This is a genomic window from Paenibacillus sp. FSL H7-0442 (genome assembly GCF_038593105.1).
In the GTDB taxonomy this organism is placed as follows: Bacteria; Bacillota; Bacilli; order Paenibacillales; family Paenibacillaceae; genus Paenibacillus; species Paenibacillus polymyxa_D.
Genome location: NZ_CP151963.1, coordinates 4,159,926 through 4,186,040 on the forward strand (window position 1 = coordinate 4,159,926; position 26,115 = coordinate 4,186,040).

The 26,115-nt window shown below is 48.1% G+C and carries 19 protein-coding genes, 1 pseudogene and 1 riboswitch; of the genes and pseudogenes, 4 read left to right on the forward strand and 16 right to left on the reverse strand.

The features are described 5' to 3' along the window. Positions 1–30 precede the first annotated feature (30 nt). The 5 genes from MHH57_RS18415 to gcvH all read right to left on the reverse strand — a co-directional run bounded on the left by MHH57_RS18415 (position 31) and on the right by gcvH (position 6,067). Positions 31–1,176, reverse strand: coding sequence for a mannitol-1-phosphate 5-dehydrogenase (locus tag MHH57_RS18415; protein WP_069012488.1), 1,146 nt, complete (start codon positions 1,174–1,176; stop codon positions 31–33). Then, a complete protein-coding gene (locus MHH57_RS18420; protein WP_069012487.1) occupies positions 1,173–1,607 on the reverse strand; it encodes a PTS sugar transporter subunit IIA in 435 nt (144 codons plus the stop codon). Before MHH57_RS18420 ends, MHH57_RS18415 begins: the two co-directional genes overlap by 4 nt. After that, positions 1,604–3,682: a BglG family transcription antiterminator gene (locus tag MHH57_RS18425; protein ID WP_342434380.1), complete on the reverse strand. Its 2,079-nt coding sequence runs from the start codon at positions 3,680–3,682 to the stop codon at positions 1,604–1,606. The genes MHH57_RS18420 and MHH57_RS18425 overlap by 4 nt, the downstream gene beginning before the upstream one ends. 81 nt (positions 3,683–3,763) lie before the next feature. Further along, positions 3,764–5,242, reverse strand: a complete 1,479-nt coding sequence (locus tag MHH57_RS18430; RefSeq protein ID WP_342434381.1) for a PTS mannitol transporter subunit IICB — start codon at positions 5,240–5,242, stop codon at positions 3,764–3,766. Between the two features lie 426 nt (positions 5,243–5,668). Further along, positions 5,669–6,067 carry a glycine cleavage system protein GcvH gene (gene gcvH / locus MHH57_RS18435; protein WP_342434382.1) on the reverse strand — a complete coding sequence of 133 codons (399 nt, stop codon included), beginning with the start codon at positions 6,065–6,067 and terminating at the stop codon, positions 5,669–5,671. A 302-nt stretch (positions 6,068–6,369) separates the two neighbouring features. Continuing rightward, a riboswitch (glycine riboswitch) is annotated at positions 6,370–6,562 on the forward strand. 176 nt (positions 6,563–6,738) lie between these two features. Between gcvH and gcvT the strand changes: the two genes are divergently transcribed. The 3 genes from gcvT to gcvPB all read left to right on the forward strand — a co-directional run bounded on the left by gcvT (position 6,739) and on the right by gcvPB (position 10,812). Beyond that, entirely contained in the window at positions 6,739–7,839 is a 1,101-nt protein-coding gene (gene gcvT / locus MHH57_RS18440; RefSeq protein WP_342434383.1) for a glycine cleavage system aminomethyltransferase GcvT, read from the forward strand. 124 nt (positions 7,840–7,963) lie between these two features. After that, positions 7,964–9,319 carry an aminomethyl-transferring glycine dehydrogenase subunit GcvPA gene (gcvPA, locus tag MHH57_RS18445; protein ID WP_342434384.1) on the forward strand — a complete coding sequence of 452 codons (1,356 nt, stop codon included), beginning with the start codon at positions 7,964–7,966 and terminating at the stop codon, positions 9,317–9,319. Continuing rightward, entirely contained in the window at positions 9,316–10,812 is a 1,497-nt protein-coding gene (gene gcvPB, locus MHH57_RS18450; protein ID WP_342425133.1) for an aminomethyl-transferring glycine dehydrogenase subunit GcvPB, read from the forward strand. Before gcvPA ends, gcvPB begins: the two co-directional genes overlap by 4 nt. Before the next feature lie 118 nt (positions 10,813–10,930). Here gcvPB and ptsP read toward each other — a convergent pair whose 3' ends face one another. The 10 genes and pseudogenes from ptsP to MHH57_RS18500 all read right to left on the reverse strand — a co-directional run bounded on the left by ptsP (position 10,931) and on the right by MHH57_RS18500 (position 23,824). Next, the gene (gene ptsP / locus MHH57_RS18455) at positions 10,931–12,643 is read right to left on the reverse strand and encodes a phosphoenolpyruvate--protein phosphotransferase (protein ID WP_029515702.1); all 1,713 of its coding nucleotides are present in this window, start codon (positions 12,641–12,643) and stop codon (positions 10,931–10,933) included. Continuing rightward, on the reverse strand, positions 12,636–12,911 hold the full coding sequence (locus MHH57_RS18460; protein ID WP_013372579.1) for an HPr family phosphocarrier protein: 276 nt from the start codon (positions 12,909–12,911) through the stop codon (positions 12,636–12,638). The genes ptsP and MHH57_RS18460 overlap by 8 nt, the downstream gene beginning before the upstream one ends. Positions 12,912–13,021: 110 nt before the next feature. Beyond that, positions 13,022–15,067, reverse strand: a complete 2,046-nt coding sequence (ptsG, locus tag MHH57_RS18465) for a glucose-specific PTS transporter subunit IIBC (protein ID WP_069012482.1) — start codon at positions 15,065–15,067, stop codon at positions 13,022–13,024. Positions 15,068–15,305: 238 nt separating this feature from the next. Next, the gene (locus MHH57_RS18470; RefSeq protein ID WP_029515704.1) at positions 15,306–16,181 is read right to left on the reverse strand and encodes a PRD domain-containing protein; all 876 of its coding nucleotides are present in this window, start codon (positions 16,179–16,181) and stop codon (positions 15,306–15,308) included. 189 nt (positions 16,182–16,370) lie between these two features. After that, positions 16,371–17,906: a flotillin family protein gene (locus MHH57_RS18475; protein ID WP_069012481.1), complete on the reverse strand. Its 1,536-nt coding sequence runs from the start codon at positions 17,904–17,906 to the stop codon at positions 16,371–16,373. 48 nt (positions 17,907–17,954) lie between these two features. Continuing rightward, positions 17,955–18,473 carry a membrane protease regulatory membrane protein gene (locus MHH57_RS18480; RefSeq protein ID WP_029515706.1) on the reverse strand — a complete coding sequence of 173 codons (519 nt, stop codon included), beginning with the start codon at positions 18,471–18,473 and terminating at the stop codon, positions 17,955–17,957. A gap of 174 nt (positions 18,474–18,647) precedes the next feature. Further along, positions 18,648–19,809, reverse strand: a pseudogene (locus tag MHH57_RS18485) (iron-containing alcohol dehydrogenase). Positions 19,810–19,993: 184 nt separating this feature from the next. After that, a complete protein-coding gene (locus MHH57_RS18490; RefSeq protein WP_029515708.1) occupies positions 19,994–21,637 on the reverse strand; it encodes a UDP-glucose--hexose-1-phosphate uridylyltransferase in 1,644 nt (547 codons plus the stop codon). A 17-nt stretch (positions 21,638–21,654) separates the two neighbouring features. Continuing rightward, complete coding sequence (galE, locus tag MHH57_RS18495) at positions 21,655–22,644, reverse strand: UDP-glucose 4-epimerase GalE (RefSeq protein ID WP_029515709.1); 990 nt, start codon at positions 22,642–22,644, stop codon at positions 21,655–21,657. Position 22,645: 1 nt separating this feature from the next. After that, positions 22,646–23,824: a galactokinase gene (locus MHH57_RS18500; protein ID WP_342434385.1), complete on the reverse strand. Its 1,179-nt coding sequence runs from the start codon at positions 23,822–23,824 to the stop codon at positions 22,646–22,648. 219 nt (positions 23,825–24,043) lie between these two features. On the opposite strand from MHH57_RS18500, the gene MHH57_RS18505 reads away from it, so the two are divergent. Next, a complete protein-coding gene (locus MHH57_RS18505; protein ID WP_069012478.1) occupies positions 24,044–24,910 on the forward strand; it encodes an AraC family transcriptional regulator in 867 nt (288 codons plus the stop codon). Positions 24,911–25,036: 126 nt separating this feature from the next. Here the strand turns inward: MHH57_RS18505 and mgrA are convergent, their stop codons facing one another. After that, on the reverse strand, positions 25,037–26,035 hold the full coding sequence (gene mgrA, locus MHH57_RS18510; protein WP_039272878.1) for an L-glyceraldehyde 3-phosphate reductase: 999 nt from the start codon (positions 26,033–26,035) through the stop codon (positions 25,037–25,039). Positions 26,036–26,115 lie beyond the last annotated feature (80 nt).

Sequence of the window (26,115 nt, forward strand, 5' to 3'; positions counted from 1 at the left end):
ATCGAAATCTAATGTTAGTAATACGTTGTTTTATGAATTTATAATATCATATTGCTCCAATATCTGCCGATGTAACGGGTGGTCTGCGGTTATGGAAGTATAACGCGTCAGCGCCACACCCAGCCCTTCGTTGCGGATCACCTGCTGAAGCTCGACTGCCTCGGGGTCTTCCGTAATATCAAATTTACAGGCAGCAGCCATTCCTAACGCCAGATGATCCGTCGGAATGCCATACTCCTGCGCTTGGAGCGCGGGACGTACAAGACGGTCATTGGGAGACAGCTTGCGTAATGGTGAACGTCCGACCCGAGTAACATCGTCTATTAGATTAGGGTTGCGGAAGCGATCCAAAATTTTAGAGATGTACTTCCTATGCTCCTCTTGATCCAAACCGAAGCGCTTCACAAGCACCGCTCCCGTTTCCTCCAGTGACCCTTGTATCGAATCCACCACCTTGCTATCCTTCATGGCCTCCTGAATGGTAGCATAACCTGCGGTATAACCAAGATAAGCTGCCACGCAATGTCCCGTATTTACCGTGAACAGCTTTCGTTCAATGTAAGGCTCTAGATCCTGCACGTACAGGATACCTTCGATTTCTTCATGCTCAGATGCCATTTGCGAACGATCCACCACCCACTCATAAAAAGGCTCTACCTGCACATGTAACGGGTCCTCGTGTTGCTGGATCGGCACAATCCGGTCTACGGCAGCATTTGGAAAATACACCGAAGCCTCAGCCTTGGCACGGGTCGCCTCATCCAATAGCGCAAAAACATGCTCTTTCAGTTGCGCACTGCCTCCGATTGCATTTTCACAGGCAATCACATGCAGCGGCCTCGCTCCTCTCTCTACCCGCCGCTTGATTCCTTCCGCAATACCTGCTGCTATGTGCTTGAGGATGCTGACCCCTACCGCGGTCGTTACCAGATCTGCGTGGTCTACTGCATCGGCTACAGCCGCTGCATCCTTGCCGTCAATCGCCGTCACATTCGTGACCAGCTCCGTATCCTTTGTATCATTGGCTAATTCTACGGTGTATTGTTTACGACGGCGTAACTCGGATACAAGGGTGTCGTTGACATCTGAAAAAACAACCTCATAGCCTGCACGCGACAGAATCAATCCGATAAAGCCGCGACCGATATTTCCTGCTCCAAAGTGGACGGCTCTCATAGCTCCAGCTCACTTTCGAACAGATCTATAATTTCCTGTGGGGTCACCGCATTGCGAAGTTTATCCATATTTTCTTCCTCCGCACACACCACAGCGATACTCGTCAAAATCTCCATATGATCGCCGCCTTGTGCTGCAATGCCGATTACCATGTATGCTTTTTCTCCCCCAAAATCTACGCCTTGCGGAAACTGGACGATGGAAATGCCTGTGGATTGAATAAGCGTCTTGGATTCCTTGGTGCCATGTGGAATAGCCAGCCCGTTCCCGATATAGGTGGACACGATCTCCTCGCGTTCCAGCATCTTGTCAATGTACTCACTTGAAATATGTCCTGCATCCAGCAGGATTTGTCCAGCCATACGAATCGCCTCATATTTGTCTTTGGCGGTTGCATTCATTTTTACTTTGTCTATCGTCATAATACTCACGGTAGGTTCCTCCCTGTCCCTAATTTACTGTGGAAAAATCCAGCTAGCTCACTCGATATATAATTGACAATATGATCCCTGCTACCGTGTTCCAGTAGCGTAACCATGTCTTCCTGCAAGAGTAATGCACTAATCTCGCTCAATACCTCCAAGCTTTCTCTCGGCAGCTCACGAGGTCCCAACATGAGCAGCACGCATTCTACCTGTTCGCCTGTATCCGCCAACAGCGGCTCTGCCAGCTTATACAAGGTAAGCGAAGGTTTGCGAATATAGTGGCTACGCGTATGAACTAAAGCAATGGAGGTATCAGAGATCACCTGACTACCTTGGCGCTCTCTTTCCATGAGTTGTGCAGCAACCGCAGAAGGCTCTGTAACATTCCCCCGCCCCGCCTCCAACATGCATATAGCCTCTACGGTCGCCGCCATATCCATCTCCTGATTTTCCAGCGGGTACACTTGAAATTGCTGTACAATGTGTACAATTTCATCGAGACTTTTCCGCAGACCGGTAAGCCACTCCATGTCCTGACCGGGCTGAACAACCTGTTCCTGCTGATGGTCATCAGGATGATTGAGTGTAATATGCTGGATAAATTGACGCAGGCGATCACTCTCCTCCTGCGTCAGCAGCGGGCTGATCTTAAGATAGCGATCTGGTTCAAGCGGTAGCTCTACTGTCGAAATGATCAGATCATAATCCTCCTTGGGGATCCGCGCCGCCTCGTACCATGAGGCCCTATCCACAATTTTGATCTGTGGCAGCTCTTTGGCGAGCCTTGTTGCCAGAAGTCTGGATGAACCAATGCCGCTCGTGCAGACTACGATGGCCCGCACCTCCCGCCGCAATTGTCGCAGCCGCTCCAGCGAAGCGCCGAAATGCATGACGAGAAATCCGATCTCTTCATCAGGGACTTTCATTTCTGTCATGTCCGCCGCAGCCTTTTTCACTGAGTCGAATAAGCTGCTGTAATCCTTGCGGATTTGCTGAAGGAGGGGATTACGAATCGACTTGCCTTCCTTCAAACGTTTGAATACCGGAGCCATATGGGCAATCAGTCCTTCACGCAGAACACGGTCCTCTTCCAATGGCGTGCCTGTTTCTTCCTCCACACGACGAATCAACTCATGAACCGACTCCAGCAGTACAAGATCATCGAGCGGCAGCAGCCGGGTAGAATGATCCTCGGCATCACGGAACAGCAGCCTGAAATAAGATCGTTCCGGGTCCGGAAAGTTAATATCCAGCGCCGCTGACAATTCTGCGCATATGCGTTCTACCATAGCTGTACGCAGAATGATATTCTCATCCGAATCTGTTTTTAAATAGGAGAGAAGAGGATCCATAACATACCCGAGTCGTAGACGTGCCAGCGAAACGCAAATCTGAATCAGCAACTCCATATATTTGCTTTCCACCATGTTTTCCAGCCACTTTTCATGGGGCTGCCAGAGGGCCTTTTCCACGATCAGCAAGTTCCCTCTGCCAATCATCTCCAGCAATTTGTCGGAGACACGGGTCACAGAACGAACCTCTCCCTGGCTGGAAAACAGATCAGATTCATCCAAATGTTCGAGGGCCAGCTCGGAAATCGCCCGTCTTTTGTCTATCTCCCGTCCGGTAATCTCGACACCATATCCCCGTCTGCGGACAAGCACGAGCCCTCGATCTCCGATCCAGTCTTGTAATTCGTCCAGATCATGACTGACCGTAGTTACCGTGACTTTCAGATCTGAAGCCAGCGCCAGCAGCTTGATCGGCTCCCGTGTATCCAGCAGCATGCAGAGAACCACGATCTTTCTCTCCTCAGCCGAATATTCGTCTGGATTCGTATACAGCAATTGCTTTCGCAGGCATACAAGCTGAGCTGGGTCTGCATCTATACAGATACCAATCCCTGACTTTTTCTCCAGCTTCACCTCATGAGTTGCCAGCCAATGCTCGACTGCGCCCAGTTCCCGATGAACCGTCCTTGTGCTGACATTGATCTTCGTGGCAATTTCCCCGGCAGTAACCTCTTTGGACTGCTCCAGAAGATATTCCACGATGTCACGTTGTCGTTTCGTAATATTCATAAGCGCATACCGTTCCTTCCCAAGCTCATCCCTCCAGCAGGAGACGTACACTGCATACAGTCCGCCTGACTATGATGGGGATTAAGAATCGGATTTCAGACGTTCAACCAGCGCTTCGTATTCAGGACTCTTCAGAAAATTGTCAATGGAAATGTGTTCAGCATTCGGGACTACTGTTTTAGCCCGGTCTGTCAACGTTTTTTGCGTAATGACAATATCCGCATCCTGTGGAATTTCACTGATTGCCGTATTCGTAACTGTTACGCCTACGCCCGCCTGCTTCATTTTTTTGCGTAAAATCGAGGCACCCATCGCGCTTGAACCCATACCTGCATCACAGGAAAAGACAATCTTGTTCACTTCGGATTTATCCTTGAGCGTTCGATCTGCGACAATCTCGGCAGCACGATCAGATTCGTGGTTATCTTCCATTACAGTGGCGTTAGCACTGGCACTCTTGCTTTGATTTTTCATATCTTTCAGGCGAGATGCAGCTTCCTCCAGCCCCTCTTCTTGTTGCTTACCTGTCTTGAGTAACACTGCTGCAACAGCAAAGGATACGACCGCAGCAGCGATCACCCCGCTCAGCATTGGCAAATATCCACCTTTTGGCGTCATTAGAAAATAGGCGATGATACTACCCGGTGAAGGAGCAGCAACCAGTCCGGCACCTGTCAACATGAAACAGAAGGTTCCCACAACACCGCCAGCTATAGCTGCAAGAATCAGAATCGGCTTCATCAAAATATAAGGGAAATAAATTTCATGAATCCCGCCGAAAAAATGAATGATGACTGCGCCAGGAGCTGACGACTTCGCAGAGCCTTTACCGAACAGACAGTAGGCCAGCAAAATACCAAGCCCCGGCCCAGGGTTGGATTCCAGCATGAACAGTACGGATTTGCCTGTTCTTGCAGCTTCCTCCAACGCAATCGGACTCAATACTCCGTGATTCAGCGCGTTGTTTAAAAATAATACTTTTCCGGGCTCAATAATGAGGTTGACAAGCGGCAATAGCCCCGCGTTCACGAGGAACTGTACCCCTGCCGACAACACTTGACTGATCATTTGTACAACCGGGCCGATCGCCACATGGGCAAGCAGTGCTAGAATGGCACCGATAATCCCGGCCGAAAAATTATTGACCAGCATTTCAAAGCCTGATCTGACTTTGCCTTCAATGGCCTTGTCGAACTTCTTCAATATCCACGCAGCCAGTGGACCAGCTACCATCGCGCCCAGGAACATCGGGATATCGGCTCCTACTATGACACCCATCGTCATGATGGCACCGATCACACCTCCACGCTGTCCGTGAATCATCGTGCCCCCTGTATAACCAATCAGCAGCGGCAGCAAATAATTTTTCATCGGATCAACCAGTTGTGCAAAACCCTCATTCGGGAACCACCCGGTCGGAATAAAGAGTGCTGTAATTAATCCCCACGCAATAAAGGCTCCCATATTCGGCATCACCATACCGCTGAGAAAACGGCCAAAACGTTGGACGGCGACACGAGCGCCACCGCTTGAACTGGACTTTGTGTCCACTGTGCTCATATTCATATCCTCCTTGTGAGTAAATAGCATCACTACCTTTTCTTAAAATTCATACTAAATGACAGCGCTATCTTCATCAACGAAATGAAAACGTACTTTCGTCATGAACGTTGATGACAACATTTAAATTTAAAATAACGGACAACGTATTATACCTGCATAATTCTTCTTAATATGACCGATAACAATGGAAATTAGTCGAAAAAACAGTGCTGTAAATCTGCACCTTATATAGAGGAGCTCACCTCTAAATCTAATAAATCGACGTAATTACGTCTTCTAAAAGACAACAAAAAAATAGCCGCCATGTCAGGTCATAGCGACTATTTTATACACAAAACGAGCGGACTAACGATGCTTTTATTCAATTTAATATCCATATAAAAATTTAGAATAAAGCGCTAATATTCCATCTTATATTGCTCATTATTGTTCATCCGAAATCAACTTCTCGTACTGATCCGCAGACAGCAGCTTGCTCAGAGCTTCCTCGACATCATTGCCCATCTCTACTTCGATCATCCAACCCTTTTCATAGGGAGATTCATTCACCAGCTCAGGTGTGCTTTCCAGAGCTTCATTTACTTTCAATACGGTTCCCGCCACCGGAGCAAAAAGGTCGGATACGGTCTTCACCGATTCAATTGTACCAATCTCTGCCCCCTGTTCAATCGTTGCTCCCGCCCCAGGTAATTCCACAAAAACAATATCACCCAGTTGATGCTGTGCAAAGTCTGTAATGCCGATCCGCAACGTCCCGTCTACTGTACGCTGAACCCACTCATGTTCGTCTGTATACCAAAGTTCCCGTTTCACTTCACTCATCCTGCTTTCGCCTCACTTCCACATGAATAAAATGCTTTTAATCACCTGTATTAGACAGGTTAAGATTATGACAACATGAACACTCATGTCAATAATACTAACAAAAATACTTCATGTTATCTCATATAGCATAGAATATTAAAAAATGGTAACTTGAAACAAACGCTTACATATCCTTATTTATATATTAAATGTTTTTTGGATTGTTTTATATGACATTTTTATTGACATTTTGAATGGATTTGCGTATTAATGGGTTATAGCAAATGCTTTTGGAAATACCCCGACAACTGCAAACGCGGATGAACGCGGAGGGAGAGACTACCCAAAAGATTCGCATAGCTGTTGTCGTTTCTGAGACAGTTGTGCACGCGAACTCGGATCAAGTTGTTACCTGCAAAACCGGGTAACCTACCGTTGATCCAAAAGGTAGCGCCGAAGGAGTAAACTTGCATTGCAGGTGAATCTCTCAGGCAAAAGGACCTCTGCCGGACGCATCTCTGGAGAGCATTCGCGATTAGAGCGGATCACCCAAGGGGAAACCTGGTTCACACCGGGGTAACTTTCTGGTATCAAGGACAGAGCTGAAAGAAGAGTATGGACTGCCGTCTATACGTTTCTTTCAGCCTGTCTTTTTTGTTTAGCCGATTACACTGGATAGGAGTGAAAAAATGTCTAATTTGCGAAGAACACCATTATTTCCGTCCTACGGGACGCAGCCCGGGGTTCGTTGTATTGACTTTGGCGGGTGGGAGCTTCCCGTTCAGTTTAGCGGCATCCAAAAAGAGCATGAGGCCGTCCGGCAACGCGCGGGTTTATTCGATGTCTCGCACATGGGCGAGTTTTTGGTTGAGGGCAAAGAAGCCGAGGCTTTTTTGCAACGGGTAACCACGAATGATGTCAGCCAGTTGGAACCGGGCCAAGCACAATATTCACTCCTGTGTTACCCCGATGGAGGCGTAGTGGATGACTTGCTTGTATACTGCAAAGGACCAGAGCGCTACATGCTCGTTGTGAATGCCTCCAACATCGACAAAGATTGGGATTGGCTCATGCGCCACGTACCTGCATCGGTTCATCTGGAGAATGTGTCTGATGCGATCGCATTGCTAGCATTACAAGGACCGGAAGCAGCACATATTGCCGCAGCCGTGACAGATGCAGATATTACGAATCTCGCATCCTTCCGATTCCATGAGAACGTGCAATTGTTCGGAGCAAAAGCACTCGTCTCCCGAACCGGATATACCGGGGAAGACGGTTTTGAATTTTATATACCTGCTGAGGAAGCACCCACCGTGTGGAATGGTTTGCTTCGTTGCGGTGAATCGTATGGGCTAATTCCCGCTGGGCTTGGTGCTCGCGATACACTGCGGTTTGAGGCACGGCTGCCGCTGTACGGACAGGAGTTATCTGCCACCATTTCACCGCTTGAGGCTGGTTTAGGTTTCTTCGTCAAGCTGAATAAAGGAGATTTTATCGGCAGGGAAGCACTGCAACACCAGAAAGAACAAGGAATTCCTCGCAAGTTGATCGGGCTGGAAATGATTGACCGCGGTATCCCGCGCGCTCATTATCCAGTCTTCGCGGAAGGCCAACACATTGGTGAGGTCACAACGGGGACTCAATCGCCCACCTTGAAGCGTAATTTGGGGCTAGCCCTGGTGGACAGTCGTTTTAGCACCCTATCTACACCGTTAGAGGTCGAAATTCGAGGTAAACGCCTGCGTGCGGAAGTGGTCGCAGCCCCCTTTTATAAACGGCCACGCTGATCCTAAATCCTCTTCATTTCAAAAAAATGATCATGTCAGATACGAAATTCTGGATTTTCCAACTACGATTATGTATTAGCTAATTTACTATCTAAATTTTGCTTTTCGAAAGGAGCCAGAACTTATGAAGCAGCATCGCTATCTCCCCATGACCGAACAAGATCAAACCGAAATGCTGCGTGTGGTGGGCGTATCATCCATTGATGATTTATTCAGTGACATTCCAGAGGCCATTCGATATCAAGGGGAACTCCCTCTTTCCTCTCGGCTCAACGAAAGAGCCTTAACTCGCCACATGGCCGAGCTGGCCGGGCACAATGCCAATACAGATACACATGCCAGCTTTCTTGGTGCAGGTATTTATGATCATCATATTCCGTCCGTCATTCAGCACATCACCTCACGTTCCGAATTTTACACAGCCTACACCCCCTATCAGCCGGAAGTAAGCCAGGGCGAGCTGCAAGCCATTTTTGAATTCCAGTCGTATATTTGCGAATTGACAGGCATGGCAGTAGCGAATGCCAGCATGTACGATGGAGCGACAGCTCTGGCGGAAGCGGGCTCACTGGCCGCCGCAGCCACGCGCCGTAAACAGCTTATCGTATCAAGGTCTGTCCATCCAGAGGCACGCCAGGTATTGGCAGCCTATGCGCGCGGATTGGACTTGGACATCGTGGAGATCGGCTGTTCGGACGGCGTAACGGATGTCGATGCGCTTGCCGCGGCCGTATCGGAACAGACGGCGGCTGTCTTGATCCAAAGCCCCAACTTTTTTGGAGCCGTGGAAAATCTGAAGCCGATGGCTGACCTGATCCATGCACACAAGGGGCTAATGGTCGTCAGTGCCAACCCATTGGCACTTGGCTTGCTGGAGGCGCCCGGTAAGCAGGGCGCGGATATTGTTGTAGGAGACGCGCAGCCGCTTGGGATCTCGTCCTCCCTCGGCGGTCCGACCTGCGGTTACTTTGCCGTTTCTCAGGCACATATGCGTCGTATCCCTGGGCGTATCGTAGGCCAAACCACAGACCGTAACGGCAAACGCGGCTTCGTGCTGACCTTGCAAGCGCGGGAACAGCATATCCGCCGCGAAAAGGCCACGTCTAACATTTGCTCCAATCAAGCGTTGCTTGCATTATCTGCATCTGTGTACTTGTCCGTCATGGGGAGACAGGGCATCCAGGAAGTAGCCGAGCTGAATTTGCATAAAAGCCGCTATGCGTTAGAACAATTGCTGAGCTTGAAAGGCGTAACTGCCTCATTTCACGCACCGACCTTTAACGAGTTTGCCCTTAGGCTGCCTGAAGGTACGGATGTGAGCAAACTTCAGGACAATCTGCTAGCTGCTGGATTTATCGCAGGCTATGATTTGGGCCGGGACTATCCGGAACTTGCGGGTCACATGCTGATTGCCGTGACGGAGCAAAGAACCAAAGAAGAGATCGACCAATTTGTACACACCTTGGAGGGATTGCTATGACACACACCGGACCGGACCAGAAACAAGAGCTGTTGAAGGAACACGATCAAGCGCTCATTTTTGAATTGAGCCGTCCGGGTCGCATCGCTTATTCCCTTCCCGAGTGCGACGTTCCTCGTCGCCCGGTGGCAGAGCTTTTGCCGGATTATGCGCTGCGCAGCGAACCTGCGGCATTACCCGAGGTATACGAAGTAGATGTTATTCGCCATTATACCGCCCTGTCCCAGCGCAACTTCGGCGTCGACAACGGATTTTATCCGCTTGGCTCGTGTACGATGAAATACAATCCAAAAGTGAATGAGGATGTCGCCCGTTACGCAGGCTTCGCTAAAATTCATCCATATCAGCCGGAGAATAGCATCCAGGGGGCTATGGAGCTGCTGCATACGCTCCAAAACGATCTGGCTGCGTTGACCGGCATGGATGCCGTCACGCTCCAGCCCGCTGCTGGCGCCCATGGCGAATGGACCGGGCTGATGATGATTCGCTCGTACCACGAGGCACGTGGTGAGCGACGTACCAAGGTGCTCGTGCCGGATTCCTCGCACGGTACGAACCCCGCCAGTGCAACCGTCGCGGGCTTCGAAACAATCACCCTTCCCTCCACCCCTGAGGGGCTGGTGGATCTGGACGCGCTCCGCCAAGCGGTAGGCAACGACACCGCTGCGCTCATGCTGACCAATCCGAACACGCTGGGCTTGTTCGAGAAGCAAATTACTGACATTGCCGCGATCGTGCATGACGCAGGTGGTCTGCTCTACTATGACGGGGCAAACTCCAACGCCATCATGGGGATTACCCGCCCCGGGGACATGGGCTTCGATGTGGTGCATCTCAATTTGCACAAAACGATGAGTACTCCGCACGGTGGAGGCGGCCCTGGCGCTGGACCCGTCGGCGTAAAGCAGCGGCTGATACCCTATTTGCCCAAGCCGTTTGTCGTACGTGATCCGCAGGGTGTGTACCGCTGGGATCGGGAGCAGGGAGATTCTATTGGGCGGGTCAAAGCCTTTTACGGAAACTTCGGCATTCTCGTCCGAGCCTATGCCTATATCCGCAGCTACGGTCCTGATGGCTTGAAGCGAGTGTCCGAATGCGCTGTACTCAATGCCAATTATATGATGCATCGGCTCGCTCCACATTTTGATCTGCCCTACCCTGGACATTGCAAACACGAATTCGTGATGTCGGGGCGAGGCTTGAAAAAATTTGGAGTGCGCACGCTTGATGTAGCCAAACGGCTGCTTGATTTCGGCTACCATCCACCTACAATTTACTTTCCGCTGAATGTAGAGGAGTGCATCATGATCGAGCCCACGGAAACGGAAAGTAAGGAAACACTTGATGCTTTTGTCGACACTATGATTCATATTGCGCGGGAAGCAGAAGAGAACCCTGAGCTGGTGCTCAATGCACCATATACTACTCCAGTCACACGATTGGACGAAACTACCGCAGCCCGCAAACCTGTACTGAATTGCTCATGCAGTTAAAACAAATTCTACTTAAAGCATGCAAAAAAGCCGGTATCTAATTAGATACCGGCTGCTGTATGTACACAGCAATTTTTTGTTGGAAAAAGATATAACCTTTGAAATGTAATACCCTTCCTTAGCCTTCGATGCTTTGAACCAATTCAACAACCTGTTCTGCTGTTTGCATGTCCAGAGCTTTTGTAGCCAGTTTTTCCATGTCCGCACGGGACAACTTGGAAATTTGACTACGTGCTGGCAGAATGGAAGTGGCGCTCATACTGAACTCATCAAGTCCGAGACCCAGCAGCAACGGAATTGCTGTTGTATCTCCTGCCATTTCGCCACACATACCAACCCAACGTCCTTCACGGTGAGCAGCATCAATAACCATTTTCACCAGACGCAGAATGGATGGATTGTATGGTTGATACAGGTAAGAAACCCGCTCGTTCATGCGATCCGCTGCCATTGTGTATTGAATCAGATCGTTTGTACCGATACTGAAGAAATCTACTTCTTTTGCGAATTGGTCAGCCAATACCGCTGTAGAAGGAATTTCTACCATGATGCCCAGTTGAATTTCTTCGGATACGGATACACCCTCAGCTACCAACTTTTCCTTTTCTTCCAACAAAACAGCTTTAGCTTCACGGAATTCGTTCAGCGTAGCAATCATTGGGAACATGATGCGCAAGTTACCATGCACACTCGCACGCAATAAAGCACGCAATTGAGTGCGGAAAATATCCTGGCGATCCAGACACAGGCGAATAGCACGGAATCCGAGGAACGGATTCATTTCTTTCGGCAGGTCCAGATAAGGAAGTTCTTTGTCACCACCGATATCCAAAGTACGGACTACAACCGGTTTACCTTCCATTCTTTCCAGAACGGTTTTGTACGCTGTATACTGTACTTCTTCGGATGGAAGCTTATCGCGTCCCATGTACAAGAACTCCGTACGGTACAAGCCAACGCCTTCACCACCGTTGTCCAGGACACCAGCTACATCATTAGGCGTACCAATATTGGCTGCCAGTTCGACATGGACACCATCGACAGAAACCGTAGCTTCGCCGCGCAGCTTGCGCCACTCTTCGCGTTGCTTGTCGTATGCCACTTGTTTAGCACGGTATTCTGCAACAATCTCTTCGGTAGGGTTCACGAATACGTGACCATCCAAACCATCAACGATAATCAAATCGCCGCTTTTAGCTTGAGACAATATATTTTTCGTTCCCACAACTGCAGGAATTTCAAGTGAGCGAGCCATAATAGCCGAATGCGAAGTACGTCCGCCGATATTCGTTGCAAAACCTTTAACAAATTCACGGTTCAGCTGAGCTGTGTCGGAAGGTGTCAAATCTTCTGCAAGCACAATCGTTTCTTCGGCAATTTCTGCAGGACTAACAAAATGAACACCAAGCAGGTGATTCAGGATCCGCTTGGTTACATCACGCATGTCCGATGCGCGTTCTTGCAAATAGGCACTTTTCATGTTTTCAAACATGGAAATGAACTGTGTAGCTACTTCATTCAAAGCATAGTCAGCATTAAGCTGCTCGTCTCTGATTTTAGCTTTAACCGGATCGATCAATTCAGGGTCATTCAAAATGAGCAGGTGAGATGCAAAAATTTCTGCTTTTTTCTCTCCCAGTTCCTTAAGCGTTTTCTCCTTAATCGATTCCAATTCGGTTTGAGATTGTGCCAAAGCCGCATCCAATCTTGCGATTTCAGCTTCAACATCACCAACCGCGCGTCTCTCTACAGCGTAATTCGGATGCTCCAAGATAAACGCCCGGGCAATGGCTATGCCTGCCGAAGCGGCAATCCCAGAAATCTTAAGCATGAACTTCGCCCAGCCCTTCGTTGACGATTACATTTTCAAGAGCTTTCAGTGCTTCGGCAGCTTCAGCGCCTTCGCAGATAATGTTAATAGTATCGCCTTGTTCCAGACCCAGAGACAATACACCCAGAATGGATTTCAAAGTTACTTTTTTACCGTTAGCTTCGGCAAAAGATTCAGCACCGCTGAATTTGTTAGCTGTATTTACCAGCGCAGTTGCAGGACGTGCATGGATACCGTCTTCATCCGTAATTCTAAAAGTTGTTTGCATAATTTGTTCCTCCCACTTTCCTAAAGATAATATTTGTTTACACGCAGTATACCGAATAATTGATCAGACGGCCTAAGCCGCCTAATCAACTAATCCGAAACACATAGAGTTTATTTTATCGTAATTATACCATCTTCGCCAGCCTTCAATACTCCAGTTTTGTTTAAAGTTACCGAAGAACCTTCAGGAAGGTTAGTAAAAATGACAGGTGAGATGATGGATTTAGCGTTTGCCTTCACGTATTCCAGGTCTACTTTCATAATAGGCTGGCCAGCTGACACAAGATCGCCTTCGTTCACCAAAACGTCAAATCCTTGACCTTTAAGCTTCACTGTATTCACCCCGATATGAACAAGCACTTCTTTACCGCCATCGGATTGGATACCAACCGCATGCTTGCTCGGGAATACATTGAATACTTTGCCGTAAACAGGGGACACAATCGTTCCATCATTCGGCACGACCGCAAAGCCGTCACCTGTCATACGTTCTGCAAATACCGGATCGGGAACCGTCGAGATATCAACCAATTCGCCGTTAACAGGCATTACAATATCTTCTACAATAATGGTTTGTTGTTCTTCTCCAGCTTCCTTCTCCTCTTGTGGAGCAGGTTGCGCCGGAGCTGGTGCAGGTGTACGTCCAGCCATGATATCAGCCATTTGAGTTTTAATGGTGTCGGAACGTGTACCGAAAATTGCCTGTACATTGTTACCGACTTCAAGGACACCCGATGCGCCAAGTTGTTTCAAACGAGCTTTGTCAACGTTCGATTTCTCATTAACCTCGATCCGAAGACGTGTGATACAAGCATCCAGATGCTTGATATTCGATGAACCGCCGAAAGCTGCCAAAATGTTGTGTGGGAGCTCGTCACTACTACCAGTTGCTGCGCCATCCACATTTTCTGTGGCTTCTTCACGCCCTGGTGTTTTCAAGTTGAATTTCCGTATGATGAATCGGAATCCGAAGTAATAAATAACTGCCAAAATCAGACCGACGATGATTACATACCACCAAGGCGTACGGGTTGGAATAATCCCGAAAATCAGGAAGTCAATAAATCCGCCTGAGAAGGTCATACCGATTTTGACATGTAAAATTTGCATGGTCATAAATGACAGACCTGCGAATATACAGTGTACTGCAAACAGCAGTGGAGCTACGAACAGGAAGGAAAATTCCAGTGGCTCCGTAATACCTGTCAAGAACGAAGTCAATGCTGCTGAACCCATAATACCTGCTACATATTTTTTGTGTTCTGGTCTTGCTTCATGGTACATCGCAAGCGCTGCTGCTGGCAAACCGAACATCATGAATGGGAATTTACCCACTTGGAACGTACTTGCTGTCAAAGCCACTCCGTCGCGAAGCTGGCTGAAGAAGATCTGCTGGTCACCGTGAACAGTTTGACCTGCTTTGTTAACATATTCACCAAACTCAAACCAGAACGGTGAATACCAAATGTGATGCAAACCAAATGGAATCAGCGCGCGTTCGATAACCCCGAACAGGAACGCCGACAAAGTCGGGTTGGAATACACCATAAAGTGAGATACTGCGTTAAGTCCTTGTTGAACTGGAGGCCAGATCAGAACCAGTGCTAGTCCGACAATAAGTGAGGATACCGCCGTTGCAATTGGAACGAAACGCTTACCCGCGAAAAAGCCCAGATACGAAGGAAGCTCAATTTTGAAAAAGCGGTTGTACATGGCTGCGGCCAGTATACCGATGATTATCCCGCCGAACACCCCGGTTTGAAGCGTTGGAATTCCCAACACGTTCGCATAACCCGGTATTTTTTGAGCAATCAGACCAGGTGTGACACCCACGGCTGTACCCAGAGTAATGTTCATAACGAGGTAACCGATGATGGCAGCCAAACCTGCTACACCTTCACCGCCCGCCAGACCGACGGCTACGCCGACTGCGAACAACAGTGCCAGATTATCAAAAACGATTTGTCCGGCATTCATCATGATCGTCGCAACCGATTGAACCCAGCCCGCATTTAATGCCGGAATATACTGGAGAAAATCAGGATTGACCAGCATGTTACCGATACCCAATAAAAGCCCCGCAGCTGGCAAAATCGCTACAGGAAGCATTAATGCTTTACCGACACGCTGTAAAACGCCGAAAAGCTTTTTAAACATACCTTCCACATCCTTCTCTGAAATTTAGAACAGAGGCAAAACAACAAAAAAGGCATGAGCCGATTTAAGTATGTTTGAAAACAACCTTGGGATATAGCTTACCCCAGTAGGCTGTAAACAATCATAACTTAAAACAACTCATGCCTGATCGAATCAGTAACACGTTAAATGTTCAGTTGTTGTCTTCCTCATTGCAAAATTGATTATAGCACCCCACTAAATGCGAGGCAATACTTTTTTATTCCGGTTTTATCACTTTTTGTTGCTCCCCCTGCTCTTTGCGTTGGGACAACCGCTGCAGATGCATTGTCAAATAACTAACCTCAGCCGGATAAACAGGTTTACGTAGCCTTTTCTCCATAATCTTCGTCAGTTTCCAGGACAGCATATACATTTCTGGATATTCTTCATTCAAAAGCTTGTCCAATCGATAAATCTCCTGCACAATCTCTCCCCGGCGCACACGTTCAATCGCAAACCTCAGATGAGTCAGCAGTCGAGAATAATCAAGGGATTGGAGAGGGATTCGATAATCCAGTGTCGTCTCGACAACCTGAACCATATCAGCAATCAGACGAGAATCCTTCCTAACCTCGGAAATATGCTGGTTTGTCATGGCGCTATAAATATGCAGGGCCACGAATCCGATTTCATCTTCTCCCAGATCTACATTCATCTTATCCCTGATTAAAGCAACAGCCTGCTCAGCCATCTTGTATTCCTGAGGATATATTTCCCTAGTCTCATACAAAAACGGATTATGAATCGTAATTCCCTGTTTATGACGGTTGATGGAAAAAGCGATATGGTCAGTTAAAGCAATCAGAATGTGCTCATTTAGAGGCTTCTTTGCTTGAAGCTGAACAAGATGAAGCACCTCACCGATGACCTCGATGAGCTTTTCATCCAGCTCAGGAAGCAACCGTTTGTATTGCTCCTGTTCTTCATGGCTTTTTAATATAAATAATTTTTCAACTGAATCCAACGGCATAAGATCGCCGGGTCTGCGATTGAAACCGATTCCTTTTCCAATCACGACAACCTCATCATGCTCGGGGTGCATTCCTATAATCACATTGTTATTCAGCGCTTTGGCCACTTTTAGGCTGCTCACATCCGCACCTCTTTTATCAGAACCTTGATCCTAAGAATTATAGCATGAAGCTCAGAGGAATCCACGTTAAAGTACCAAATATTCGGCTAAAGGTCAATAAAAAGAAAACGCTTTTCATCACATTGCCGGAAAATGCTGTGATGAAAAGCGGTCTTTTGGTTAGGGATAGAAGCTCCCAAAGACTTATCGTTATTCTTTATCTGTTAGTGCTGCCTCCACCGAGGCTGGAAGAGGCTGCTTGTTCGCTTCACCGGAGGACGGCACGGAATGAAGGCCTTTTTTCCCAGTGGTAAGCCCCTTGATTAACTGTTCCACATCAATACCGGATACACTCTTCAGCATCTCGGGCGCCGTAGCCATCAGTTCGGTGACATAATTACTGACACGCGCTGCTCCTTCTCCTTTTCCTGTATCAACTACGGTGAGTTTATCAATGGACGCAATCGGTTCGGCAATACGTCCAGCCAGATCAGGCAACATTTTTACGATAATATCAAGCACGGCAGCCTCTCCAAACTTCTGGAACGCCTCCGCCAGTTTTTCCTTGGCCTCCGCTTCTGCAAGTCCACGCAAACGGATGACATCTGCGTCTGCCGTACCTTTGGCGCGTTCGGCATCCGCTTCTGCTTGCCCGTTTAGACGTTTTTGTTCAGCTGACGCTTTAGCCTGTGTCTCAATCGAGTATTGCAGTGATTCAGCCTCACGCATTTTACGCGATTTATCTGCTTCCGCCGCTTGTTCGACCGCATACCGATCGGCTTCTGCCTTCTTTTTCACTTCCGCATCATATTGCTTTTCACGTACCTGTATTTCCTTGGATTGAAGGTCAATTTCCCGTTCTTTGCGCACCAGCTCGACCTTCATCTGCTCCTCGACGGCAGTCTGCTTGGCACGGGCCTCCTGGATGTGATAAGCCTGATCGGCTTCTGCCTTCGCTGTATCCTGTTCTTTTTTAAACGAAGCCACTTTCAGTTCTTTCTCTTTGGCTGCCTCGGCAATGTTGGTATCTCGCAGCAGTTCGGCCTTCTGGCCCTCCTGTTCTGCACGCGCCTTCTGAATCCGGGCATCCCGCACAGCTTCGGCTTCCGCAATCTCAGCATCCCGTTTCACAGCGGCAATTCTCGGCTTACCAAGCGCATCCAGATATCCGTGCTTATCACGCACATCTTTGATGGTGAAGGAAACGATTTGCAAGCCCATCTTTTTCAGATCACGAGCAGCCACGCCCTGTACTTCCTGCGCAAACCGATCCCGATTACGATATACTTCCTCCACTGTCATCGAGCCGAGGATTGCGCGTAAATGCCCTTCCAGCACTTCCTGAGCCTCTCCCCTAAGAGCCTCCAGTGGCTTCCCGATGAACTGCTCGGCTGCTGTAGCCACATCTTCAATAGAACTGCCGACCTTGATGATCGCCACACCATCCGCAATCACGGGAACTCCTTGCTCCGTATACACTTCCGGTGTGGTTACGTCCAGTTTATGGGACAACAGAGAGATGAATTCGGACTGCTGGAAAATAGGCCAAATGAAGGCCCCCCCGCCGCGTACAATTTTAATTTTACGTCCAGAGTCATCCTCGGAAATATTTTTATTTCCCAGAAAAGAACCCGTCACAATCATCCCTTCATCCGGCCCTACCGTTTTGTAGCGGGCCCAAAAAGCGATCCCTAATATGACGATAACGATAACAACAATCCCAGGGACCAGCACAATATCTTGCAAATTTGACACTCCCGATCACGCTCCCTTCAAGTTAAGCGATTGCGCCGTCTAGGTGTCCAGGTACGCTACGCGGACGACGCCCTCTGCGACCTCAACCACGACGATACGGGTTCCCGCAGCAAGCGGTTTGTGATCAAAGCTCGATGCTGTATGTATGGTGTTGCCTGCACCCAAGCGGATCATAACCTCCCCGTAACCAACCTCAGGAACAGGAATGGTGACCTCACCAATCCGGCCAGTCAGCTCACGCATGGAGAAGCCGCTGGATACCTCCGAATTCGCCATGGGTTTGATAAACGCAAAGAACACGAGTATTCCGATGACAAACGAAATCCCTAAAGCAAGCACGACGACCCATCCCGTGCTCAGCCCGGTATACTTTGTCAGCAGTACTCCAGCTCCGCCAAAAGCGGTCATGGCTCCAAGTAAAACGACAGGTCTGAACCAATCAAGGCCCGGCAGCTCCAATGCACCATCCAGCCAACTACCGAGTACATCCCCGATCAGCACACTGACCACGGTAAAGATAGCGCCCCCTGCCAATAGCCACCAAAATATGGTTTCCATGCGACTCCTCCTTCCATGTACCTTTTCAGTCTGGTTTCCAGTCTATAACTATGTTTACGTATTCAACCTAAAAAAGTTTCAAAATTTTCCTCCAATATCCCAAATCAAACCCAAAAAAGCACGTTCGTACGTCTAATGACGCACAAACGTGCTTTAAATGATACAAATGTCGTTTTACAGGGATGCTTTGTAAATTTCGACTACATCTTCGCGATTGAGCTTGTTAAAGCCACCAAAAGATCCGAATTTCACAGCTTTATCAGCCATAACATCGATTTTGGACGCATCAATCTCGTAATCAGCCAGACGGCTTGGTGCACCAATCGAGTTCCAGAAATCACGCAACGCCTGAATACCTTCCAGCGCCACTTCCTCATCACTCTTGCCTTCTGGGTTTACATGGAACACATTGACAGCCAGTTGTTTGAAGCGTTCAGGCTTCACATGCAGATTGTGTTTCATCCAGTTCGGGAACAGAATAGCCAGTCCTCCACCATGTGGAATATCATAAACAGCAGACACCGCATGCTCGATATTGTGAGTAGCCCAGTCACCTGTCAGCCCCATGTTCAGGAAGCCGTTCAGCGCCATCGTACCACAATACATAATTGTTTCACGCAGCTCGTAGTTTTCCAGATCGTTGACCAGACCTGGAGCCGCGTCCATTACCGTACGCAAAATCGTTTCGCACCAGCCAAGTTGGACCGGAGTATTGGATTCCAGATGGAAATAATGCTCCAGCGTGTGTGACATCATATCTACGATTCCGTAAACCGTTTGATTTTGCGGCAGTGAGTATGTGTTCACTGGATCAAGAATAGAAAACGCAGGGAACGCAAATACGCTGCCCCAGCCCAATTTTTCCTGTGTTTTTTCATTTGTAATAACAGAACCCGCATTCATTTCAGAACCAGTGGCTGCCATAGTTAAAACCGTACCTAATGGCAATGCTGCCTGTGGTGCCGCTTTACGCTCTGCAAAATCCCACATGTCGCCATCATATTTTGCACCAACAGCAATGGCTTTGGAACAATCCAGCACACTACCGCCTCCTACAGCCAGAACGAGGTCGATTTGATGTGTTTTACACAATTCCACGCCTTTATGTACTGTAGATAAGCGAGGATTCGGTTCCACACCAGCCAGTTCCGTTACCTCTGCACCGATTTCACCAAGCAAACCTATTACATTATCATACAAGCCGCTGCGCTTAATGCTGCCGCCGCCATATACAAGCAATACACGTTTACCATATTTAGGAACTTCACGCTTGAGAGCCTCCAATTGTCCTACCGAAGATCAATTGTGTAGGATTATAAAATTCGAATGCTTTCATCGCAAACGCTCGCCTCCAATAGTTCTAAAGTTTAATATTAAGAAACTACTCTATTATAACCTTTTCGGTTACAGGAAACAAATCTGCTTTGTTTTCAGAAAAAAACCACACTCCTTGAGGAGCATGGTTCCATGTCATATCTTGGGAGGGTTCTCGTAGTATAGTATGTGCTTCGCAAGCAATTTTATTCTCCCAAAGTATATCCCAATTGTTTCATAAAACGACCAAAGGCCTGCTGTCCGGACGGATTCCGTTTATATACTCCTGCATGCTCTAAAATTTCACTGAATTTCAGTCCAACCTCATTTTGTATGGTACGAACAGCCGTCTCCTTGTCAGGCAAACGACCGAACCGAGTGTTTAACTGGTAAATCCAGTCTGCATGCTTAAACAGCGGATGTCCTTCTTGCTGTACAGCCACAGCCAGTTTGTCATCCCCACACAAAATATCTGCAATTCCATCCAGTTCATCCTTGAGCCGCCCCGGTAATATGGCAAGTCCCATAACTTCGATCAGACCGATATTTTCCTTCTTGATGTGATGCATCTCGCGGTGAGGATGAAAAATACCTTCCGGGTACTCTTCACTCGTTCGGTTGTTGCGCAGTACGAGATCCATCTGATACCTGCCTTCGGAATCACGGCGCACAATCGGCGTCACAGTATTATGCGGAATCGTTTCCCCCTCTTGCTCTGTATGAGAGAGGACATCAGCTACAGGATCACTATAAGCTTTCCAGGCTTCAAAAGCAGCATTTCCCGCTTCCAACAGCGCCTCGGCATCTGTTGACGTAAAACGGATGACCGACATCGGCCAATTTACAATCCCTGCTGTAACCTGCGGGAACGCTTCATTATGGTATACGCCGTCCACACCCGCTTTTTCAATTGGGAATGTATGACGACCACCCTGAAAATGATCATGGGTCAGAATCGATCCGCCGACAATCGGCAGATCCGCATTGGAGCCAATAAAATAATGCGGAAACGCTTTCGTAAAGGCCAGTAATCGGCGCAGTGTATCCTTCGTGAGCTTCATCGGTACATGATTATGATGGAACACGATGCAATGCTCGTTGTAATACACATAGGGTGAATATTGAAAAAACCACGGTTCCCCATTCAATTCCACCGGAATGATACGCAAATTTTGACGGGACGGATGATTTACTCTTCCTGCATATCCAACGTTTTCACGGCATAATTGACACTTGGGATAAACAGGCGGCGGCAAAAGCTTCGCCATCGCAATTTCCTTGGGACTTTTTTCTGGCTTGGACAAATTAATCGTAATTTCCATATCTCCGTAAGATGTCGACTGATTCCAGTACACATTGCTGGCAACCCGATCCATTCGGATGTAGTTCGAATCGATAGATAATTGATAAAAAGCATCAGTCGCCGCCTCTATGCCACGTTCAGCCTCCGTTTGATGAAAGTCACGGATGACTTCAGATGGTCTCGCCATCAGTAGTCCCATAATTTTGGAATCCAGCAAATCACGATACGTATCTGTGTTTTCGGGGATAAGGCCTATGGCAAAACCATAATCTATCAATACATTAAGCACAGGCTGGAGGGCTTCAGGGGCCATAATGCCCCCTACATCCCTACCTGAATAAGGCTCGGAAAAACCAAACTGATCCAATAACAAATTACGGCTGTAATCTGTGTCTTGCGGACCGACCAAGCCCTTATTTTGTGCGAATGCAACCAGTTGCTCCACCGCATATAGAGCCGACTGCTGTACAGTTTCGTCGATGTCATGGGCCAGATGCCGGGAATGTTCCCGGCCTTGGCCTTTATCTGCAGATTGGCGCTCGCTCATATGTCATCGTCTCCCGTCTATTCGTCGCCGTAGCCGTGAGGGTGCGACTGATGCCATCCCCATGCTCCGCTAATAATATCCTCCAGTTGGGTACGCGCTGGACTCCAGCCCAACACCGAACGAGCCTTGTCAGAAGATGCAACCAATATCGCTGGATCGCCTGCGCGGCGAGGTTCTGTCACAACTGGAATCTCGAGCCCGGTGACCTTGCGTGCTGTCTCAATTACTTCTTTCACAGAGAAGCCCTGTCCGTTGCCCAGATTGAACACGTTGCTGTCATTGCCTTCGCGCAAATAATTTACTGCACGCACATGAGCATCCGCCAGATCACTTACGTGAATGTAATCCCGAACACATGTGCCGTCAGGTGTCGCATAGTCCTCACCAAACACAGCGATGTGTGGACGCTGTTTCAAGGCTGTCTGGAGCACCAATGGGATCAGATGACTTTCTGGTCGGTGATCTTCGCCGATCTTGCCGCTCTCATGCGCACCAGCCGCATTAAAATACCGTAAAGACACATATTTGATGCCTAAAACTTTATCAAACCACGACATCATGCGCTCCATCATCAGCTTTGTTTCACCATACACGTTGGTTGGCTCTGTACGGTCACCCTCTTCAATCGGCACCTTTTCCGGTTCGCCGTAGGTAGCCGCAGTAGAGGAAAATACAATTCGGCGCACTCCGGCATCTTTCATCGCCTCCAACAAGCTCAGCGTGCCAAATACATTGTTGTCGTAATATTTACCAGGATTTTGCATACTTTCTCCAACCAGCGAGTTGGCTGCAAAATGGATAACTGCATCGATACTATTTTCAGAGAACAGTTTGGACAGTAATTCTTTATCCCTCAAATCCCCTTCATACAACTTGCCCCCAAGCAACGCTGCTTTGTGCCCTGTTTGCAAATTATCCAGCACCACAACTTCTTCTCCCAGATTCAACAATTCTGCTACGGTATGTGAACCGATATATCCAGCTCCACCTGTTACTAAAATGGCCATGTTATTCGTCCTCCTTCAGTTCTTTAACTCCGTCTCCTGCCTTGCATACATAAAAGCTGGCTTCCAGCCCTGTGCGGGTCTGATAAGCTTCGCCGACTTCCTTCACAAAACGTTCAACATCGTCCTCATGAACCAACGAAACCGTACACCCTCCAAATCCAGCTCCCGTCATACGAGCACCCAACGTGCCAGGAATGCGTCGGGCTTCTTCAACCATGACGTCCAGCTCCGTGCAGCTGACCTCATACAAATCGCGTAATGAATCATGAGAAGCATTCATTAACTGACCAAAAGCTGCAAGTTCATTCGCCGCGAGAGCATCGACAGAGGCCAATACACGAGCGTTTTCCTCCACCACATGCTGTGCCCGCCGACGCACTGTTTCGTCCGTGATGTGGTGCTGAAGCTCTCCGAAACGCGTCTCATCCAGCTGAGCGAGGTATTCCAGTGACGGCTCCTGCTGCTGCAAAATGGACAGTGCTTCGGCACATTGGCTACGACGCTCGTTATAGGCCGAGTCCACCAAACCGCGACGCTTATTTGTATTGCCGATCACCAACTTATAATCTCCCGTACGGAATGGAACTTTGCGGTAATCCAACGTATCGCACATCAGTAGAATTGCATGATCAGCTGCTCCGTTCGCTACAGCGAACTGGTCCATAATGCCGCAATTGACACCAACGTAATTGTTTTCTGCTCGCTGGGACAACAAAGCGATTTCGACCGTATCTGTTTTCTGTTTTTCAATAGTGAGGAACGCGTATCCTGTAACAACCTCAATGGAGGCTGAAGAGGATAATCCAGCACCGTTCGGTATTTCTCCGTGATAGAGCAGGTCATATCCCTTAGACGGATAAACTCCCTTATCAGCTAGCTCTACCAACACGCCCACCGGATAGTCCACCCACTCATCCGTTTTGTTTTTACCTATTTCTCCGCGGGAGATAGATACTTCATACGACAGGTTTGTCGAAGCAAAATGAATCTCATCATCATTACGCGCACGAAGGATCAGCGTCGTTCCAAATTCCAGCGCAGCCGGGAGTACATAACCACCATTATAGTCGATATGCTCTCCAATCAGATTGACACGTCCAGGTGCATGAAATATCCGCAGTTCATTGCTGCTTCCACCATATTTTTTAATAAAATGTTTCTTTAATTCAGTAGAGTTCATATCCGCATCCACCTCGTATACCGTTAGTAAAGGCCACCTGATTTCCCTGTAACATCTTAATCAGGTTGACATCTCTTATGATTTCAGTATAAATGAAAGCGTCACACAATGTAATGCATCCATGTGTTTAAGCTATGGATAAATGTGACTTGGATATGTACAATGTAAGTATACCGCATACGCTAAACTATTCACAAATGCAGGAAGGATGACCCTGTTTTGCAAACGCATTCATATAGTTATGCTGTCGCCTCTAATCCAGTGTTTTATGAAAATAGCCCACTGCATGTGCTTTTTGCAGGAGAGAGCCAAACCAAATCCGGTCATGCCGTAGGGCCGAAAATCTATGATTACTATCTGCTCCACTTTGTAGAATCGGGCAAAGGCATCTTCCGAACGGAACAGCACACATATCAGCTTGAAGTAAACGATTTTTTCCTTATCCATCCTGGTCAGCTGGTGAGCTATACCTCTGATGAAGAGGAACCGTGGCGTTATCGTTGGTCTGCGTTTACTGGACACCATACTGAGCAGGTGGTGCAGGAGGCAGGGTTGCGTGTTCACCAGCCTGTCTTCCATGCTTCCGATCAAAGTCCAATCCCCGGTTATTTGAAGCAAATGCAATTGGCCTTTTATAGCAGAAAATCTAGTTCTCATTTATCAGCCTTGGGCTATTTGTATCTGATTATGGGGGAAGCAGGCAATTACCTGAGCGACTGGACTGATCCGTCCGGGGCGGATTCACAAATTCAACGTACAGTCAAGCAGATGGTGCAATATATGTCCACTCAGTACGCACATCCCGTTTCCATTGAGCAAATGTCTGAAGGACTTGGTTATAACCGTGCGTATTTGTCACGGATATTCAAAAAGGAAACGGGCATCTCCCCCGTCACCTATCTGCTTAAGCTAAGAATTGACAAATCACGTCAACTGCTGCGTGAGCGTCCTGAACTATCGGTAGAGCAAGTGGCCGCTTCGGTCGGACTAACTGATGCCTTATATTTCTCACGTCAATTCAAGCGCTTCTGTGGTCAGTCTCCAACCGAGTACCGAAGCAAGGTTAAGCAGTATCCACAGTCGTAAAACAGACTTAAACAGCCCGCATCCTTTAAACGGATACGGGCTGTTAATTTATATTGTATAAGAGAACACGAAATTAGGCCGATGACTACAAATTAACTTTCGCCATTAGGCTGTGCCGCCGTCCTGTCAGTTCCCGGCATTCAGAATCGAATCAATCCGATCCAGTTCCTCCTGAGAAAAGTCCAGATTGGATAAAGTAGCAACATTTTCTTCAATTTGGCTTACACGGCTTGCCCCAATCAAGACAGAGGTCAGACGTTCGCCGCGCAGAGCCCAGGCCAGCGAGAATTGAGCCAAACTTTGTCCGCGTGCAGCAGCCATCTGATTCAGGGCGCGTACCTTGCGAAGTGTCTCTGGCGTCACATGGTTCTCATTCAGGAAAACCGATGTACTCGCTGCACGTGAATCCTCAGGAATTCCGTTCAAATATTTATTGGTCAGCAATCCCTGCGCCAGCGGGCAAAAGGCAATGCTGCCTACCCCGTTTTCGTCCAGTACATCTTGTAATCCATTTTCAATCCAGCGGTCAAGCAAGGAGTATTTCGGCTGATGAATCAGAAGCGGTGTTCCCAGTTCCTTCAGAATGCGAGCTGCTTCCGCTGTTTGCTCCGCACTATAATTGGACACACCCACATACAGCGCTTTGCCAGAACGTACGATATGATCCAGTGCTCCCATCGTTTCTTCCAGCGGCGTATCAGGATCAAATCGGTGAGAGTAGAATATATCGACATAGTCCAGCCCCATCCGCTTCAGGCTCTGATCCAGACTAGATATCATATACTTGCGAGATCCCCAGTCTCCATAAGGCCCTGCCCACATATTGTAGCCCGCTTTGGTGGAGATGACCAACTCATCCCGGTACGGTTTCATATCACTGGCTAAAACTTGTCCAAAAAATTCCTCAGCTGATCCCGCAGGAGGGCCATAGTTATTAGCTAAATCAAAATGCGTAATTCCCAGATCAAAGGAGCGGGTAATCATGCTACGGCCATTCTCCGCGTTGTTAATCCCGCCAAAATTGTGCCACAAGCCCAACGAAATAGCGGGCAGTTTTAGACCTGATCTCCCTGTACGGTTATATTTCATACTTTCATAACGATCTTCGCCAGCTAAATAAACCATGCTATCCCAGCCTCTCTCGAAACATTGTAATGTCCATCACAACATCATCATAGCGCTTTTATCCAGGCGTTGACAAGAAA